At 73.8% G+C, this 14,953-nt stretch carries 15 protein-coding genes; 4 read left to right on the forward strand and 11 right to left on the reverse strand.

Annotation, left to right across the window (positions count from 1 at the left end; genetic code table 11):
• Positions 1 to 166: 166 nt before the first annotated feature.
• The 10 genes from PLJ28_RS00175 to PLJ28_RS00220 form a co-directional block, all read right to left on the reverse strand.
• Positions 167 to 424, reverse strand: coding sequence for a DUF6480 family protein (locus PLJ28_RS00175; protein ID WP_010144004.1), 258 nt, complete (start codon positions 422 to 424; stop codon positions 167 to 169).
• Between the two features lie 83 nt (positions 425 to 507).
• Positions 508 to 1,164 (reverse strand): hypothetical protein, encoded by a 657-nt coding sequence (locus PLJ28_RS00180; RefSeq protein ID WP_324589795.1) that lies wholly within the window; start codon positions 1,162 to 1,164, stop codon positions 508 to 510.
• A 449-nt stretch (positions 1,165 to 1,613) separates the two neighbouring features.
• Positions 1,614 to 3,110, reverse strand: coding sequence for a sensor histidine kinase (locus tag PLJ28_RS00185; protein ID WP_324589796.1), 1,497 nt, complete (start codon positions 3,108 to 3,110; stop codon positions 1,614 to 1,616).
• Between the two features lie 184 nt (positions 3,111 to 3,294).
• Positions 3,295 to 4,104, reverse strand: coding sequence for a response regulator transcription factor (locus tag PLJ28_RS00190; RefSeq protein WP_298043509.1), 810 nt, complete (start codon positions 4,102 to 4,104; stop codon positions 3,295 to 3,297).
• A gap of 135 nt (positions 4,105 to 4,239) precedes the next feature.
• The gene (locus tag PLJ28_RS00195; RefSeq protein ID WP_298043507.1) at positions 4,240 to 5,508 is read right to left on the reverse strand and encodes an MFS transporter; all 1,269 of its coding nucleotides are present in this window, start codon (positions 5,506 to 5,508) and stop codon (positions 4,240 to 4,242) included.
• 129 nt (positions 5,509 to 5,637) lie between these two features.
• On the reverse strand, positions 5,638 to 6,006 hold the full coding sequence (locus tag PLJ28_RS00200) for a hypothetical protein (protein WP_183529711.1): 369 nt from the start codon (positions 6,004 to 6,006) through the stop codon (positions 5,638 to 5,640).
• A 153-nt stretch (positions 6,007 to 6,159) separates the two neighbouring features.
• Positions 6,160 to 6,951, reverse strand: coding sequence for a ZIP family metal transporter (locus PLJ28_RS00205; protein ID WP_298043504.1), 792 nt, complete (start codon positions 6,949 to 6,951; stop codon positions 6,160 to 6,162).
• Positions 6,952 to 6,964: 13 nt separating this feature from the next.
• Entirely contained in the window at positions 6,965 to 7,588 is a 624-nt protein-coding gene (locus tag PLJ28_RS00210) for a hypothetical protein (RefSeq protein ID WP_183529715.1), read from the reverse strand.
• Entirely contained in the window at positions 7,585 to 8,253 is a 669-nt protein-coding gene (locus PLJ28_RS00215; protein WP_298043502.1) for a dienelactone hydrolase family protein, read from the reverse strand. The genes PLJ28_RS00210 and PLJ28_RS00215 overlap by 4 nt, the downstream gene beginning before the upstream one ends.
• Before the next feature lie 150 nt (positions 8,254 to 8,403).
• Positions 8,404 to 9,117: a ubiquinone/menaquinone biosynthesis methyltransferase gene (locus PLJ28_RS00220; RefSeq protein ID WP_298043500.1), complete on the reverse strand. Its 714-nt coding sequence runs from the start codon at positions 9,115 to 9,117 to the stop codon at positions 8,404 to 8,406.
• Positions 9,118 to 9,452: 335 nt separating this feature from the next.
• Between PLJ28_RS00220 and PLJ28_RS00225 the strand changes: the two genes are divergently transcribed.
• The 4 genes from PLJ28_RS00225 to PLJ28_RS00240 all read left to right on the forward strand — a co-directional run bounded on the left by PLJ28_RS00225 (position 9,453) and on the right by PLJ28_RS00240 (position 13,729).
• A complete protein-coding gene (locus tag PLJ28_RS00225; protein ID WP_324589797.1) occupies positions 9,453 to 10,565 on the forward strand; it encodes an iron-siderophore ABC transporter substrate-binding protein in 1,113 nt (370 codons plus the stop codon).
• A gap of 117 nt (positions 10,566 to 10,682) precedes the next feature.
• Positions 10,683 to 11,687, forward strand: a complete 1,005-nt coding sequence (locus PLJ28_RS00230; protein WP_298043496.1) for a FecCD family ABC transporter permease — start codon at positions 10,683 to 10,685, stop codon at positions 11,685 to 11,687.
• On the forward strand, positions 11,684 to 12,829 hold the full coding sequence (locus tag PLJ28_RS00235) for a FecCD family ABC transporter permease (RefSeq protein ID WP_298043494.1): 1,146 nt from the start codon (positions 11,684 to 11,686) through the stop codon (positions 12,827 to 12,829). Before PLJ28_RS00230 ends, PLJ28_RS00235 begins: the two co-directional genes overlap by 4 nt.
• Positions 12,830 to 13,729 (forward strand): ABC transporter ATP-binding protein, encoded by a 900-nt coding sequence (locus tag PLJ28_RS00240; RefSeq protein ID WP_324589798.1) that lies wholly within the window; start codon positions 12,830 to 12,832, stop codon positions 13,727 to 13,729.
• Here PLJ28_RS00240 and PLJ28_RS00245 read toward each other — a convergent pair.
• Positions 13,639 to 14,922: an MFS transporter gene (locus PLJ28_RS00245; RefSeq protein WP_324589799.1), complete on the reverse strand. Its 1,284-nt coding sequence runs from the start codon at positions 14,920 to 14,922 to the stop codon at positions 13,639 to 13,641. The genes PLJ28_RS00240 and PLJ28_RS00245 overlap by 91 nt on opposite strands.
• Positions 14,923 to 14,953 lie beyond the last annotated feature (31 nt).

The following is a 14,953-nucleotide window of genomic DNA, read 5'->3' on the forward strand; positions in this document are numbered from 1 at the left end:
GGCGGCGCGCGCCTGGGCGGGGTGGTTCGGCTCGGTCTCAGGGTGGGGATTCTCGGTCACGTCAGGCACAACGTGCGCGGCGACCGGATCATTCCTTCAGTTTTGAATCACTCGGTCCGGGTGTGGCCGGGAACCCACGGCCGCGGCGCCAGCGTGCGCCAGCGGATCAGAAGAACCCGGCGAAGCGTCCGACGATCGCCAGGATCACGAAGACCGCCACCAGGACGAGGACCAGGACGAGCCAGGCCTTGCCCTTGGCGCCCTCGCCCGGCTTCTCGACGTCCATGTCCGGGTTCGTGGGGCCCACCCCGGTGCCCTCGGCCGGCGGGGTGTCCCCCTCGATGCTGTGCCCCGTGCTCTCCCGCGTGGCCTTGGCGGCCTCGTCGCGGTCGTGCCGGGCGTCCTCGGAGCTGAGGTCTGCCATGCTGGCCTGCCTTCCACGGTGGGGTGTACGCATCCCGCGCACGCCCTCAGGCTAACAAGCCCTCGGCCCGCCGCGGACCGGGATCAGGCCGGACCGGCGGTGATCCCGTTGCTCAACCGGCGGTCGGCCGACTGGAGCAGTTCGAAGGCCAGCCGGGCCGCCTCCCGCGCCGGCTCCTGGGCCCACTGCGGGACCCGGGTCGCCGGGTCCAGACGGTCGAACGCCACGGTGCCGCCGACGCCCACGACGAATCCGAACCGGGCCGAGTGGGTCTCCACCGGCCCGTCGCCGAACAGGCAGACCAGCCCGGCGCCGCCCGTCGACGCGTCCACGAACACCTGGGTCGGGGTGAACCTCAACTGCGGGGTCAGCCCGGACTGCACCGCCCCGGCACCGCCGCTGCTCCAGCGCTGCCGGACCGTGACGTCCCAGCGTCCGCCGGGATCCGGGATGGTGTGGGGCTCACCGGCCGCGCGCAGCCGCAACTGGGCCAGGGCGAACCGTGCCCGATCGGTCCAGGCCTCGGGAAGCTCCGGCGGACCGGTCAGCTCCCAGTCCCGGATCAGCAGCCGGTGATGGAACACCGTGGGCCGGTACACCGTGCCGCGGACCGTGCTGCCGAGCCTGCTGCCGAGACTGGCGCTGAGGGACAACCGGGTCCCGAAACCGTCCGGGCTGTCATCCACCTCTTCCCAGTCGTGGCGGGTCACCGTCTCGGTGAGTTCGAGAATCGTGTCCATCTCCGTGCCCTGTCTCATGTCCGTACCCCGCTCCATCTCCATGCCCCGTTCCATCTCCGCGCCCGGTCGTCTCGTCTCGCCCGCGCACCACCGGTCCGCACCGGCCCCGAACCGCGGGGCGTCAGACGGGGCGGGGAGGTCCCGCCCGGGAAGCTGATACGCGTGATCGGAGCCTGGATTCGTCATCGGGTCTCCCTCTCTCCTGATCGGTCACCTGAGGTCCTGTGAACAGGACACCACCCCACCCTCGGTGCGCCCTATGCCGGTCCTGTGCCGAACCTGTGTCTGCGGAGCCGGCGTCCGGGGCCCCCGTTTCCGGATCTCCGCGCCCCGTGAGCGCGGACCATCGGTCTTCACAGGGGGAGTGCCGTGGACGCCATCCCTGCGTCACGCCCAGACTATGCCGCCACCCCGGCAGGGCACCACCCTGATTTCCGAAAACGGCGAGGTCAGGCGGCCTCCGGGCCCTCCGGCGACCCCGAGGCGGGCAGCGCCACGGTGAACACGGTCCGGCCGGGCGCGGAGTCCACGGTGGCCTCCCCGCCGTGCGCGTGGGCCACCGAGCGCACGATCGACAGTCCCAGGCCCGTGGAACCCTCCCGCGCGGCGCGGGCGGTATCCCCCCGCACGAAGCGGTCGAACAGCCCGGGCATCAGGTGCGGATCGATCCCGGGCCCGTCGTCCTGCACGGTCAGGCGCACGGTCCCGACGCCGTCCGCGGCCTCCTGCTGGAGACGCACCAGCACGGTGGTCCCCTCCGGCGTGTGCTTCCGGGCGTTGCCCAGCAGGTTGGCCACCAGCTGGGCGAGCTGCTGCCGGTCGCCCAGCACCGTCACGGGGTCCTCGGGGACGTCCACGGTCCAGTGGTGGTCCCGGCCGGCGGCCGTGGCGTCCATGACGGCGTCCATCACCAGTTCGCCCAGGTCGACCTCGCCGCGCCGGACCTCGCGCCCGGCGTCGAGCCGGGCCAGCAGCAGCAGGTCCTCGACGAGGGACCCCATCCGGTCCGACTGCTGCAGCACCCGTCCCAGCGCGTCCTGGCCCCGCTCGGTCAGGGGCTCGGTCAGCCGGATCATCTCGGCGTATCCGCGCACGGCGGCCAGCGGTGTGCGCAGCTCGTGCGAGGCGTCGGCCACGAAGGTGCGCAGACGCTGCTCGGAGCGGTTGCGCTGCTCGATGGCCACGTCCACGGAGCCGATCAACTGGTTCAGGGCGAACCCCACGTCCCCCACCTCGTTCCCGGGTTCGGCCAGCTCCCGGCGCACGCGGTAGGGCGCCAGCGAGACCTCCCCGGACCCCATCGGCACGTGGGCCACCTCCGCCGCGGCCTGGGACACCTCGCCGAGCGGGCGCAGCGATCGGCGGATCCACCACCAGCACAGCAGCCCGGCCAGCAGCAGGGCGGCCAGGGACCCGAGCACCTGCACCCGCGCCAGGTTCGCCTTCGTCTTGTCGATCGCCGCCGTGGGCACTCCGAGGACCGCGAAACCGTCGTCCCCGACGCTCTCCGCGTGCAGCAGGAACCGGCCGCGGTCCAGGTCCAGGATGCGGTTCACGCGGGGGTCCGGCACCCCGTCGGTCTGGCCGCCCAGTCTGGCCTCGTGCCTCTCCTGCTCCACCCTGGCCTCCTCGGTCAGCGCGGCCAGGGCCTCCACGTCACCCGCGGAGAGTTCCACCTCGTCCCAGTTGTCGTTCTCTGCCGAGGCCTGGACCACCCTGCCGTGGACGGTGACCACTGCGACCATCCCCGCCGCCGTGCCCGAGGCATCCAGCGGGTCGCGGCGGAAGTCCGGGGTCTCGTCGCTCGATCCGCGCGTGATGTAGGTGTAGGAGCGGTACCAGATCTGCGCCAGGTTCTGTTCCAGCTGGTTGTCCACGGCCTTGCCCGTCAGCGCCAGGGAGGCCACGGTGAAGGCGCTGAGGACCACGGCCAGCAGGGCCACCACGCCGGCCGCGGTCCGGACGGCCAGACTCGTCCGCCGCCGGGGCCGGGCACCCGCACGGTTCCGGACGCGATCGCCGGCCGAGGGGGGTGAGCCGCCCGGAACCGGGGACGCCGGCGGCGCCGCCGGGTCCGGGTCGGGGGACGGGCCGGGGGGCCCGCCGGACGACGAGGTCACCGCGGCGGCCTCAGACGGCCGGGCGAATGACATACCCGGCGCCCCGGACGGTGTGGATCATCGGTTCGCGGCCGGCGTCGATCTTCTTGCGCAGGTACGAGATGTAGAGCTCGACGATGTTGGCCTGCCCGCCGAAGTCGTACTGCCAGACCCGGTCCAGGATCTGCGCCTTGGACAGCACGGCCCGGGGATTCTCCATGAGGTACCGCAGCAGGTTGAACTGGGTGGCGGTCAGGTCCACCGGATCCCCGCCGCGCGTGACCTCATGGGTGCGGACGTTGAGCACCAGGTCCCCCACCACCAGCTCGTCCGAGTCCTGGGCGGCCACCCCGGAGCGCTGGACCAGCCGGTGCAGGCGGATCAACACCTCCTCCAGCGAGAACGGCTTGGTGACGTAGTCGTCCCCACCGGCGGCCAGGCCGCGGATGCGGTCGTCCACCGAGTCCCGGGCGGTGAGGAACAGCGCCGGCACGTCGGGACGGAAGGAGCGGATCCGGTCCAGCACCTGCAGACCGTCCAGCTCGGGCAGCATCCAGTCCAGGACCAGCACGTCCGGCTGGGCGTTGCGGGCGGTCTCGACGGCGGCGTGTCCGGCATGCGCGACGTGCACCTCCCAGCCACACAGGGTCAGGCCCATGGACACCAGGTCCGCCAGCATCGGCTCGTCGTCCACGACGAGGGCGCGCAGGGCGCTGCCGTCCGGATGGGAGAGCTTCGGCAGGATCTCGTGCAGGGCCGCGAGGGAGGTCGGCGAACCGGTGGCGGCTGACGGGCCTGAGGCCGGGGAACCGGAGGACAGGCCAGGAAGTGACGAGTTCATGGTGCGCTCCTAGAGGCGGACGGGTGGAAGGACGGGGGTGCCCACGTCCTAGTCCAAACCCCTATCCTGTCAGGGGATTCTGTCCTACCTGTGCCCAGACTGTGAAGGGGTCGCGTCAACGCCGTCGCCGGCTGATCAGCGGTTGCGGGAGAACAGCATCACCGCACAGCCGGAGGCCAGGGCGGTGAGCAGGATCAGGGCGGCCGGCACGAGCGCCCAGAGGTCGCCCACGATGCCCAGGCCCACGGAGAACCCACCCATGCACAGGTAGGCGATCGCGAAGTACCGGCTCATCAGGGAACCGGCCCGTGCGGGGTGGTGGCGCACCAGTTCGCCCATCTCCTGCGTGGCGCTCAGGTAGGTGAACCCGTGCCCGACGCCGGCCCCCACCGAGGCGACCAGCGCCAGCCACACCTGCCCGGTCACCAGCATCGCGGCGAAGCCGGCGATCCCCAGGATCACGAAGACGTGACCGAGACGCCGGGCCGCGGGGTAGGCGATGTCCCTGGACAGGACCTGCACGAGGCCGGCCACCCCGAGGACGATGGCCACGATCCCGCCCAGGGCGGTCAGGCTGTCCACCTGAAGCGCCGCTCCGATCAGTCCCGGTCCGACGGACTGGTACAGCCCGATCATTGACCAGCTGGTCGCCGCCGTCAGGCTGATCATCAGGTGGCTGCGCGGCTGCGGGTCGGCGTTCCCCGGTTCGGCAGGCACCCTCCCGGCCGCCACCCCACCGGCCGTCGGCGTCCCCGTCCGGGCGGACGGATCGATGGCCGACTCGGCCACGCCGTCGGTCACCGGGGCCCGGTCGGCGGCCGTCGCGCTCCGGCCGGGGTCCTCGGCACCGGGACCCGGCGACGCCACTGGCGTGGCCCCGTGCACCCTCAGCAGCACCAGCACGGCCGCCATGGGGGCGGCCGTCCCACCGGTGGCGTCTGCCAGCAGACCTGCGGCCAGGGGACCCAGGCAGGCGCCGAGGATCGCGCTCAGGGTGACGAGCAGGGCGGTGAAGGGGCGGGGCCGGGGCGGAGCGGCCTGGTACAGGGCGGCGCTGCTGGCGGTCATGATCACGCCGAGGGCGAGTCCCTGGACGGCACGCCCCGCGATCAGCGCCCCCGGTCCCGCGGCCAGCGCGAGCGCCAGGGAGGCCGGCACGGAGACGGCCACGGCCCAGGTCATGAGCGTCCGCGGGGGCCATCGTCGCAACCCTCGCCCCGCCAGGATCAGTCCCGGGATGAGCCCGGCGACGTAGACGGCGTAGACGAGGGTCTGGACCGTGGCGGGGAACCCCATCTGCTCACGCCAGGCGGCGTACAGCACGGTGGGGGCGTTGACGGCGGAGAAGGCGAGGAGTGCGGTGAGGAAACCGGTGACCCGGGGCACGGGGCGCGTCTCGGTCACCCCCGCCCCTCTCTCCCGGCCGGCGGCCGGTCAGTCCCCGTTCAGTCGATCAGCCCGCCATGGTGATGTCATGGCGATCCACGCCGGCGCGAAGCGCGGCCGGCGCTCTCCTGATCGTACTGCGGCCGCTCAGGTGCCCTTGGCCGGATTGTCCGGATCGGCCGTCTGGTCCTCGTCGACCATGACGTACCGGTACCCCTCCTGGAAGGGCTTGGGCGGTGTCGTATGGCGCTGGATGGCGTCCGGGTCGCCGTCCACGTCCTCGCCGGCCGCCCGGCGGACGTTGGGCGGGGGTTCCTTGCCCTGCATCCGGTACGCCGTGGCGACACGCTGGGCCCGTTCCACCCGGAGCTGCTCGCGGGGGTTCAGTCCTGGCTGGCGGCTGGCCGGACCGTAGACGTCGTTCGCCGCGTGCCGGATCCGCCACAGGATCCGGTACCCCAAGGACAGGCCGGTGTTGTCCTTGACCAGGGGATGGATCTTCTCGTACTCATGCATGGCATGCCTCCCAGAGGTCAGCCGTTACGACGCAACGGCCGCGCCTCCAGTCTAGGTTGGGCCTACGGGAAGGAAAACGGCTGGCGACCCTGTGCCCGGCGAGGCCGCATCCACGGACGGTGGCGCTCCGGGGGAGGGATGGCGCCCCCGTCCTCACGCCAGCGACAGCGCGAAGGACAGGGCGAAGCCGGCCGTGGTGCTCACCGCCACCGCCGGGCCGCCGTGCTCGTAGGCCTCCGGCATCAGGGTGTCCGCGAGCGAGGCGATGACGGCCCCGGCGGCGAAGGCCAGGGGCAGGGAGATCGTCTCCGGGTCAGTGTTGGCCAGCGGTCCCGCACCGATCACGACGGCCACGACCAGCAGTGCGGCGCAGACCGTCCAGAGCAGGACGGCCCTGCCCCGGGGCATGCCCCGCTCCCGCATCGAGGCCGCCCCCACCAGGGACTCCGGGAGGTTGGAGACGAAGATGGCCGCGAGCAGGGCCATGCCGCCCGTGCCCTCCGAGAGCGAGACGCCCAGCGCCACGTTCTCCGGGACACCGTCGAGGGTCACGGCCGCCAGGAGGGCGAGCCCCGCCGCTCCGCTGGCGGAGGCCGCCGTGGGCGGCCTGTCCTGCGCCGCGGCATCCGTGTCCAGCTTGGCGCTGCCCTGCCGCAGCTCGGCGTCCTCGGACGAGGGACCGGGTTGCGCCCAGCGGTCGAGCAGCGCGCTCAGGACCGTGAACACCACCGCACCGACGAACAGGCCGATGACCGCTCGCCAGATGCCCCCGCGCTCGTAGGCATCCTCGAACAGCTCAAAGGTCAGTGCGGTGATCAGGGCGCCGGCGGCGAAGGAGAGCAGGATGGCCAGGACGCGCTTGGGCAGGTCGAAGCGCACGCCGATCAGCGCGCCGATGATGAGCGCGCTGGAGGCGATGACGCCGAAGACCAGGGACTCGGCCACGGCTCGACCGGACTCAGGTGCCCTGGACGGGAGGGGTGCCGAGGGCGTACCGGTCCACCCTGCGGTGGTAGCGCATCCCGACGAGTCCGCCCAGGACCGCTCCGACCAGGGCGAGCACGGCGGCGACGACCACGGCGATGATGCCGCCGGCAGTCAGGCTTGCCGGGTCGACGGGCACACCCGCCAGGCCGCTGAACTGGCCGAACATGTCGAACTGGCTGCCGGCCACCAGGCCCACGAGCGCCAGGATGACGGCGATGACGATCGCCCACAGCCACACGGCCAGGCCCTGTTTGGCCCCGTCGAAACGGGCCATCCTCCCGGCCACGTAGCCGCCGCAGAAGTACGAGATGAACACGATCAGCGCCAGCACGATCGCACTCACGAGACCCACCGTCGTCGCGGTCTCCGTGGCCTGCTCTGCAACCTGGTTGGGATCGGTCTCGGCGGTCAGCCCGACCCCGATCCCGAGGGCCGACAACAGCGCGGTGAGCAACACCGCCATACCGGTGGCCGCCAGCCATCCGAAGAAGGCCACGCCGAACTTGATCCCCCCGAACTTCTGCTTCTCCGTGGGGACGGCCTCATCGTGGCGGTCAGGGGGCGTGGTGGATCCGGACGGTGTCTGCTCGCTCATGACGGTCTGCTCCTCAGGTGTCGTACGAACCAGTCTCGGGCCAGCCGGGCGGCCTGCTCGAGCGTGCCGCGCTCCGGGAACAGGTGGGTGGCGCCCTCCACCACCTCCAGCCGGTTCTCACAGTGCAGTTGCGTCTGGGCACGGGCATTGAGCTCCAGCACCTGGTGGTCCAGGCTGCCCACGATCAGCAGCGTGGGCGCCGTGACCTGCTCGAGCCGCGGCGCCGCCAGGTCCGGCCGCCCGCCCCGCGAGACGACGGCGCCCACCCGCGTCCCGGGTTCGGCCGCCGCCCACAGCGCGGCACCGGCACCGGTGCTGGCCCCGAAGAACCCGACCGGGGAGGATCTGGCCTCCGGGTGCTGGTGCACCCAGGCCTCGGCCAGGGTCAGGCGCTGGGCGAGCAGGGGGATGTCGAAGACGTTCTGGCGGTCCCCTGCCTCCTCCTCCGTGAGCAGGTCCAGCAGCAGGGTTCCCAGGCCGGCCTCCTGCAGCACGGAGGCGACGTACCGGTTGCGCGTGCTGTGCCGGCTGCTGCCGCTGCCGTGGGCGAAGATGACCACGGGGGCGTTCGGGGCCGTCAGGTGCAGGCGACCTGCGAGCCCGGCGTGCGCGGCCGGGATCAGCACGTCCCGGCCCGCGTCCATCCTGTCCGGGGTTTCCGTCATCGCTGCCGACCCTTCCCGTGGGGGCGCCGGGCGGCCGGGTCCCCGAGGGACCGGCGGCTCTCCGCCCGGTGACTGTCCACGGTCAGCGTAGGACTCCCGGCCCGGCGCCGGGTAGGGGCGGGCAGCGGCCCGTCAGGCCGGTGGTGCGGTTCAGGCCGGCTTGGTCGCCCAGTGGATCGCGATCGTTCCGAACAGGTGGGTCTCGTGGCCCACGTCCACGAAGCCGGCGTCCTCGAGCAGGTCCTGGATCTGGGCCGGGGTCTTGAAGCCGCGGGTGGTGGCGGAGAGGTACTCGTAGGCGGATGAGTCGCCGGTGATCAGCCGGGACAACCGGGGCACCACGTGCTTGATGTACGCGGTGGAGAAGGGCCTGATGATGTTCTCCGGTGCCGGGGAGGTCTCCAGGGCCACCATCCTCCCGCCGGGCCGCAGCACCCGGAACTGCTCCGCCAGCGTGGTGGGGATGTCGGCCACGTTGCGCAGCAGGTACCCGTGGGTGACGGCGTCGAAGGACGCATCCTCGAACGGCAGGTCCATGGCGTCCGCCTCGACCCAGGTGATCTGGTCACCACCGGGCCGGGCCTTGCCGACCTCCATCATCTCGGGGGCGAAGTCCGCCCCGGTGATCCGGGCCCCGTAGTGGGAGCGCAGCACCTCCAGGGCGATGTCCCCGGTGCCGGTGGCCAGGTCCAGCACGACGGGCGCCTCCGGCAGCTCGGCCCGTTCCACGGTGCGGCGCACGAACCGCGGCTCCTGACCCCAGGTCATGACGAGGTTCATCAGGTCGTAGCGGCCGGCGATGCCGTCGAACATGGAGGAGACCTGGGCGCCGTGGTCATCGCGGGCGGGATGCTGGGTGTTCACCCGCTCCACGCTAGTCGCTCCGGCCCGCGCGCACCGCACGCACGCCGGCCCCGGTCCCTCGCGGCGCGGGTGTGGCCAGTGACCACGCCGGCCCCGGAAGAGGAATGCGACCGGCGCGGTCACTGGGCACGTCCACCATGGACCCGACCACGTGGGCGAAGCCCCGCACGGCTTCTTGCACCACGTGGTTAGGCTAGGCTAACCTCCGGGAAATAGGCAATAGCGATGTTGGCAAATGACCTGACCTGGTCTCCGGCACCGTCCTCGCCCGCCGGTTCCACACCGTTGCCGGTCCGTCCGCAGGCCCTCCTGTGACTCTCGAAAGGCCACCCGACGTGTCCTCTTCCCCCACCTCGCCCGTCTCCCCGCGCGCCGGAACCACCCGGCGCCGCGCCCTGGTCCTCGGTTCCCTCGCCCTCGGCGCCACCCTGCTCGCCGGCTGCTCCACCGGCCCGGCGGGGGGTTCGTCCGAGCCGACCTCGCCCGCCGCCACGGCCGCCGATGCCGGCAGCGCCGACGCGGCCTTCCCCCGCACCATCGAGCACGCCTTCGGTGAGACCGAGATCCCGGCCCAGCCCGAGCGCGTGGCCACCGTCTCCTGGGTGAACCAGGACATCTCGCTGGCCCTGGGTGTGGTGCCGGTGGGCGTGGCCGCGACGGAGTACGGCGGCAACGAGAACAAGTCCACGGACTGGTTCGACGCCAAGCTGGAGGAGCTCGGCGCCGAGGCTCCCGAGCAGTACTCGGAGTCGGACGGGATCGACTACGAGGCGATCGCGGCCACCGAACCGGACGTGATCCTGGCGACCTACTCCGGCATCGACCAGGAGCAGTACGACAAGCTCTCCGAGATCGCCCCGGTCGTGGCCTATCCCAAGGGCACCGCGGCCTTCGGCACCCCCTGGCAGGACTCCACCCGGATCATCGGCGAGGCCCTGGGCAAGAACGCCGAGGCCGAGCAGGTCGTGGCCGACGTGGAGGGACAGCTGGCTGCCGCCGCCGAGGACCACCCGGAACTGGCCGGCACCACCTTCCTCTACGGCACCGTGGACCCGGCCGCCGCGGACCAGGTCTACCTGTTCACCGCCACGGACAACCGCCCGAAGTTCCTCTCCGCGCTCGGCATGGACCTGGCACCGGTGGTCGCCGAGGACGAGGCCGCCCAGGAGGCGTTCTACATCACCTGGTCCCCGGAGCGGGCGGACGAACTCGACTCGGACATCTTCGTCTCCTCCGCCGCGGACGAGTCCGTGGGCCAGGCCATCGCCGACGACCCGCTGCTGGGTTCGATCCCGGCGGTCCAGGACGGGACCCTGGTCCTGCAGACCGACGAGCAGGAGGTCCTGTCCATCTCGGCGTCCTCCCCGCTGTCCATCCCGTGGGCGCTGGAGAACGCCCTGCCGAAGATCACCGAGGCCGCGCAGAAGGCGGGCGGCTCCCCTGAGTAGCCACCCCCCGTCCCGTCGGGGCGCGGCATGAGCGCCGGCCGGCCCTCCCCCGCCCCGGCCGGGGTGTCGCGACCCCCTGCACCCCGCCCGGCACGACGGCGGCCGGTCACCTTCCTGGTGGCCCCCGCCGTCGTGCTGGTGCTGGCGTGCCTGGCCGCCCTGGCCCTCGGGGCCCGCTCCGTGGACCCCTCCACCACGGTGGACACCCTGGCCGGCCTCCTCACGGGGGCCGGCACCGCCCCCGGGGACATCGACGCGGCCGCCGTGCTCTCCCGCATCCCGCGCACCGTGACCGCGATCCTGGTCGGCGCCGCCCTGGCCGTCTCCGGGGTGGCCCTGCAGGGAGCCACCCGCAACCCGCTGGGCGACCCGGGCCTGCTGGGCCTGACGGCCGGCGCCTCGCTGGCCGTGGCCCTCGGGCTCGGGGCGGGGTTGCCGTCCGGGCTGGGGACCGCCGTGGTCCTGGCGATCCTCGGGACGGTGCTGGCCGCCGTCGTGGTCTACGCCGTGGCCTCCGCGGCCTCCCGGCTGGGCGCCGGCACCGGTGCCGCCCCCGGCCCGCTGTCCCTGGTGCTGGCCGGGGCGGCCGTCACGGCCGGTTGCACCGCGGCCACGAGCGCCCTGCTGATCCTCTCCCCCGCCGTCCTGGAGCGCTTCCGGTTCTGGACGGTCGGCTCGGTGGCGCGGACCTCCCTGGAGGACGCGGCGTGGCTGGCCCCGGTCGTCGTGGTCGGCATCCTCATGGTCCTCGTGGCCGCTCCCGGTCTCGACGCCCTGGCCCTCGGCGACGAGCTCGCCCACGGGCTGGGCTCCCGTCCCGAGCGGCTGCGGATGACGCTGCTGGGCGCGACCGTCCTGCTGACCGCCGCGGCCACCGCCCTGGCCGGGCCCGTGGTGTTCGTGGGCCTGCTCGTCCCGCACGCCCTGCGCCGGTTCCGCCCGGCCTCCACCCGCGTGCTCGTGGTCGGCTGTGCCCTGTGGGGCGCCGTCCTGCTCGTGACGGCCGACCTGGCCGGCCGGGTGGTCATCGCCCCGCAGGAGATCCACGTGGGCGTGACCACCGTGCTGATCGGGGTGCCCGTGCTCCTGGTGCTGCTGCGCCGCAGGGCGGTGTCCCTGTGAGCGCCCCGACGGGTGAGGCCACCCGGGCCGCGGCCGGGCGGCCGGGCTCCTCCGCGGCCCCGGACGCGCTGGCCGCCGTGCGCGCCCTGCAGTCCGGGTCCCGGCGCCGGCTCGTGACCGTCACGCTGGCCCTGGCCGTCGCGCTGGTGCTGGGGATGGGCGTGCGCGTGCTGCTCGGCGGGTACACCGTCACCATCCCCGACTTCCTCGCGATCCTGGGCGGTGAGACCATTCCCGGGGCCTCGTTCATCGTGCTGCAGGAGAAGCTGCCGCGGGCCGTGGCCGGCGCCCTGGCCGGGGCCGGGTTCGGCGCCGCCGGCGCCCTGTTCCGCCGGACCCTGCGCAACCCGCTGGCGAGCCCGGACATCCTGGGGGTGACCCAGGGGGCCGCCGTGGCCGCCGTCGGGATGCTGGCGTTCGGCCCGGGGTCCGGCAGCGGGGCCGGCATGGCGGTGGCAGCCCTGGTCGGCGGGCTGGCCGCGACCGCGGTGGTGCTGGGCTTCTCGACCGCCGGGCGCTCCGGCGGGCGCCTGGGCGGGGGCACCTCCGCCGGGTCCGGTGGACTCGCCGGCGCGCTGGGCGGGACGACGTTCATCGTGGCCGGCATCGCCGTGGCCACGCTGTGCCAGGCCGTGCTGTCCGGGGTGATGCTGTCCCTGAACCAGCACGACCTGCAGTCCGCGGCCATCTGGACGGCGGGCTCGCTGAACGCCGTGACGTGGGAGCGGATCGTGGTGCTGGCCGTGCTGCTGGTCGTCCTGCTGCCGGCCGGGGGGATGCTGCACGCCCGGCTGGCCCCGGCGGACCTGGGCGGGGAACTGGCCCACGGGCTCGGGTCCCGGCCCGGGCGGACCGGACTGGGGGCGCTGACGGTGGGCGCGCTGCTGGCCGCGGCGGCCACCGCCGCCACGGGCCCGCTGGCCTTCGTGGCCCTGCTGTCCACCCCCGTGGCCCGCGGGCTGACCGGCGGGCGCCCGTCCCTGCCGGCCGCCGCCCTGTGCGGCGCGGTGATCGTGGTGGCCGCGGACTTCCTGGCCGCCGAGGCCTTCGGCGGGGCCCGGCTGCCGACGGGTGTGCTGACCGGAGCGGCCGGTGCGCCGCTGATGCTGTGGCTGCTGGTGCGGTCCGGACGGAGGAGCTGAATGGACACGGAGTCAGGAGCGCGTGCGGTGCCGGAGGCCACGGACGGGACCACGGCGGGCCCGCCCTCACCGGGAGGTCCCCCACCCGCGATCCGCCTGCGCGGGGTGACCCTGGGCTACGGCGACCGCGTGGTGGTCGGCCCCGGGCAGGCCCTGGACCTGGACCTGCCGACCGGGCAGACCACGGCCATCATCGGCGCCAACGGTTGCGGCAAGTCGACCCTGCTGCGCGGACTGACCCGCCAGCTGCCGCTGCTGACCGGCACCCTCGAGGTGCTCGGCCGGTCCGCGGAGCACTGGCCCGCGCGCAGCTACGCGCGCACCGTGGCCCTGCTGCCCCAGTCCCCGGTGGCCCCGGACGGGATGACCGTCGAACAGCTGGTGGACCGCGGGCGGCACCCGCACCGCGGCTGGTTCGGCGCCCGGACGTCCACCGACACCGAGGCGATCGCCCGGGCCCTGGAGCTGGCCGACCTCGTGGAGCTGGCCGGGACGGACGTCTCGGAGCTCTCCGGCGGGCAGCGGCAGCGCGCCTGGCTGGCCCTGGTCCTGGCCCAGCAGACCCCCGTGGTGCTGCTGGATGAGCCGACGAGCTACCTGGACCTGTCCCACCAGGTCGAGCTGATGGACCTCGTCCGCTCCCTGCCGGACCCCACGGTGGCCGGGCAGCGGGCCACCGTGGTCGCGGTGCTGCACGAACTGAACCTGGCCTCCCGCAGCGCCGACCACGTCGTGGCGATGGCCCACGGCCAGGTCGTGGCGGCGGGCCCACCGGGGCAGGTCCTGACCCCCGCCCTGCTGGAGGAGGTCTACGGACTGGACGCCGACGTCGTGCCCGATCCGCTGCTGGGCCACCCCGTGGTGCTGCCGCGCACCCCGGCCGACCGGTTGGGGGCCTGACCCCCGGCCGGGACCAGGAGGCCGAGGAGGGCGATTCCCGACGCCGCCCAGAAGGCCGCCGGCAGACCGGCCTGGTCGGCCAGGACCCCGAGCAGCGGGGCGGCACCGCCCTGCCCGAGGGCGAGGAACAGGAACGCCAGCCCGACGCCCCGCGCCGGTTCGCGCCCGAAGACCTGGGCGCCCCACAGGAGCAGGACACCCGTCAGGACGATGTAGACGCCGCCGAAGGCCTCGTGGGCGAGGAGGGCGACGACCGGGTCCTGCGGGGCGGCGGCGAGGACGGCCGTGGCGGCGCCCAGGGCCACCAGGGAGCACGCCCAGACGGTGCGCAGTCCGAAGCGCTGCGTGGCATCACCCGTGACCGCCCCCAGCAGCCCGCAGGCCCCGAGGACGATCCACGCGAGCGTGGCGAACGCCTGGCCGTGGCCGCCGTCGCTCGTCAACAGGTCCGGCCCGAAGGTCCAGGTGGCGGCACTCGAGCCCCCCACCACCGCAGCCGCCAGGAGAAGGTGTGCGGCGCCCGCGGGTGGTCGCCCGCCTCCCGGCGGCGCCCGCCGCGGCACCGGGACCCCCGCGGCGGCCCGCCGGGGGCCGGACGGGACCGCCACGGCGGCCCATGCGGTGACCAGGGCCGCCGCCCCCGCGAAGACCCACCAGGCGACCCGCCAGTGCTCGCCCGCCAGCAGGGCGACCGGGCCGGAGACGAGCACGCCCAGTCCCGTGCCGGCGTTCACGACCGTCTGCAGGCGGTTGCGCGCCCCGGGGTGGACCCGCCGGGCGATGGCGTGGGCCAGCGGAGGCGAGGCGAGACCGGTACTGGCTCCGGCGAGCAGCACGCCCGCGACGAGGAGCACGACCCCCGGCGTCAGGGCGATCAGGGCGGTGCCGAGCGTGGCCAGCACGCCGGCGAGGACGGCCGTTCGCCGGGCACCCCACCACGGCGTGGCCAGTGTGGCGGTGAGGATGCCCGCGCAGTAGGCGACGTAACTGCCCGAGGCGATCACCCCCGTTGCGGAGGCGTCCAGGGCGAAGCTCTCCCGGAAGGCCGGCACGAACAGGCCGTAGGCGAACCGGGCCAGACCGTAACAGACGGCGATGAGGCTCATCCCGGCCGCGGCCAGTGCCAGGGCACGGGTGGGCGAGAGCAGGGAGGGGCCGACGCCGGACCGGGGCTTCAGGGTGTGGGAGCTCATGTGGAGTCCTCGCCTGGTCGGAGGGGTGAGG

It is taken from the genome of Citricoccus sp. (assembly GCF_035445025.1).
Taxonomy (GTDB): domain Bacteria; phylum Actinomycetota; class Actinomycetes; order Actinomycetales; family Micrococcaceae; genus Citricoccus.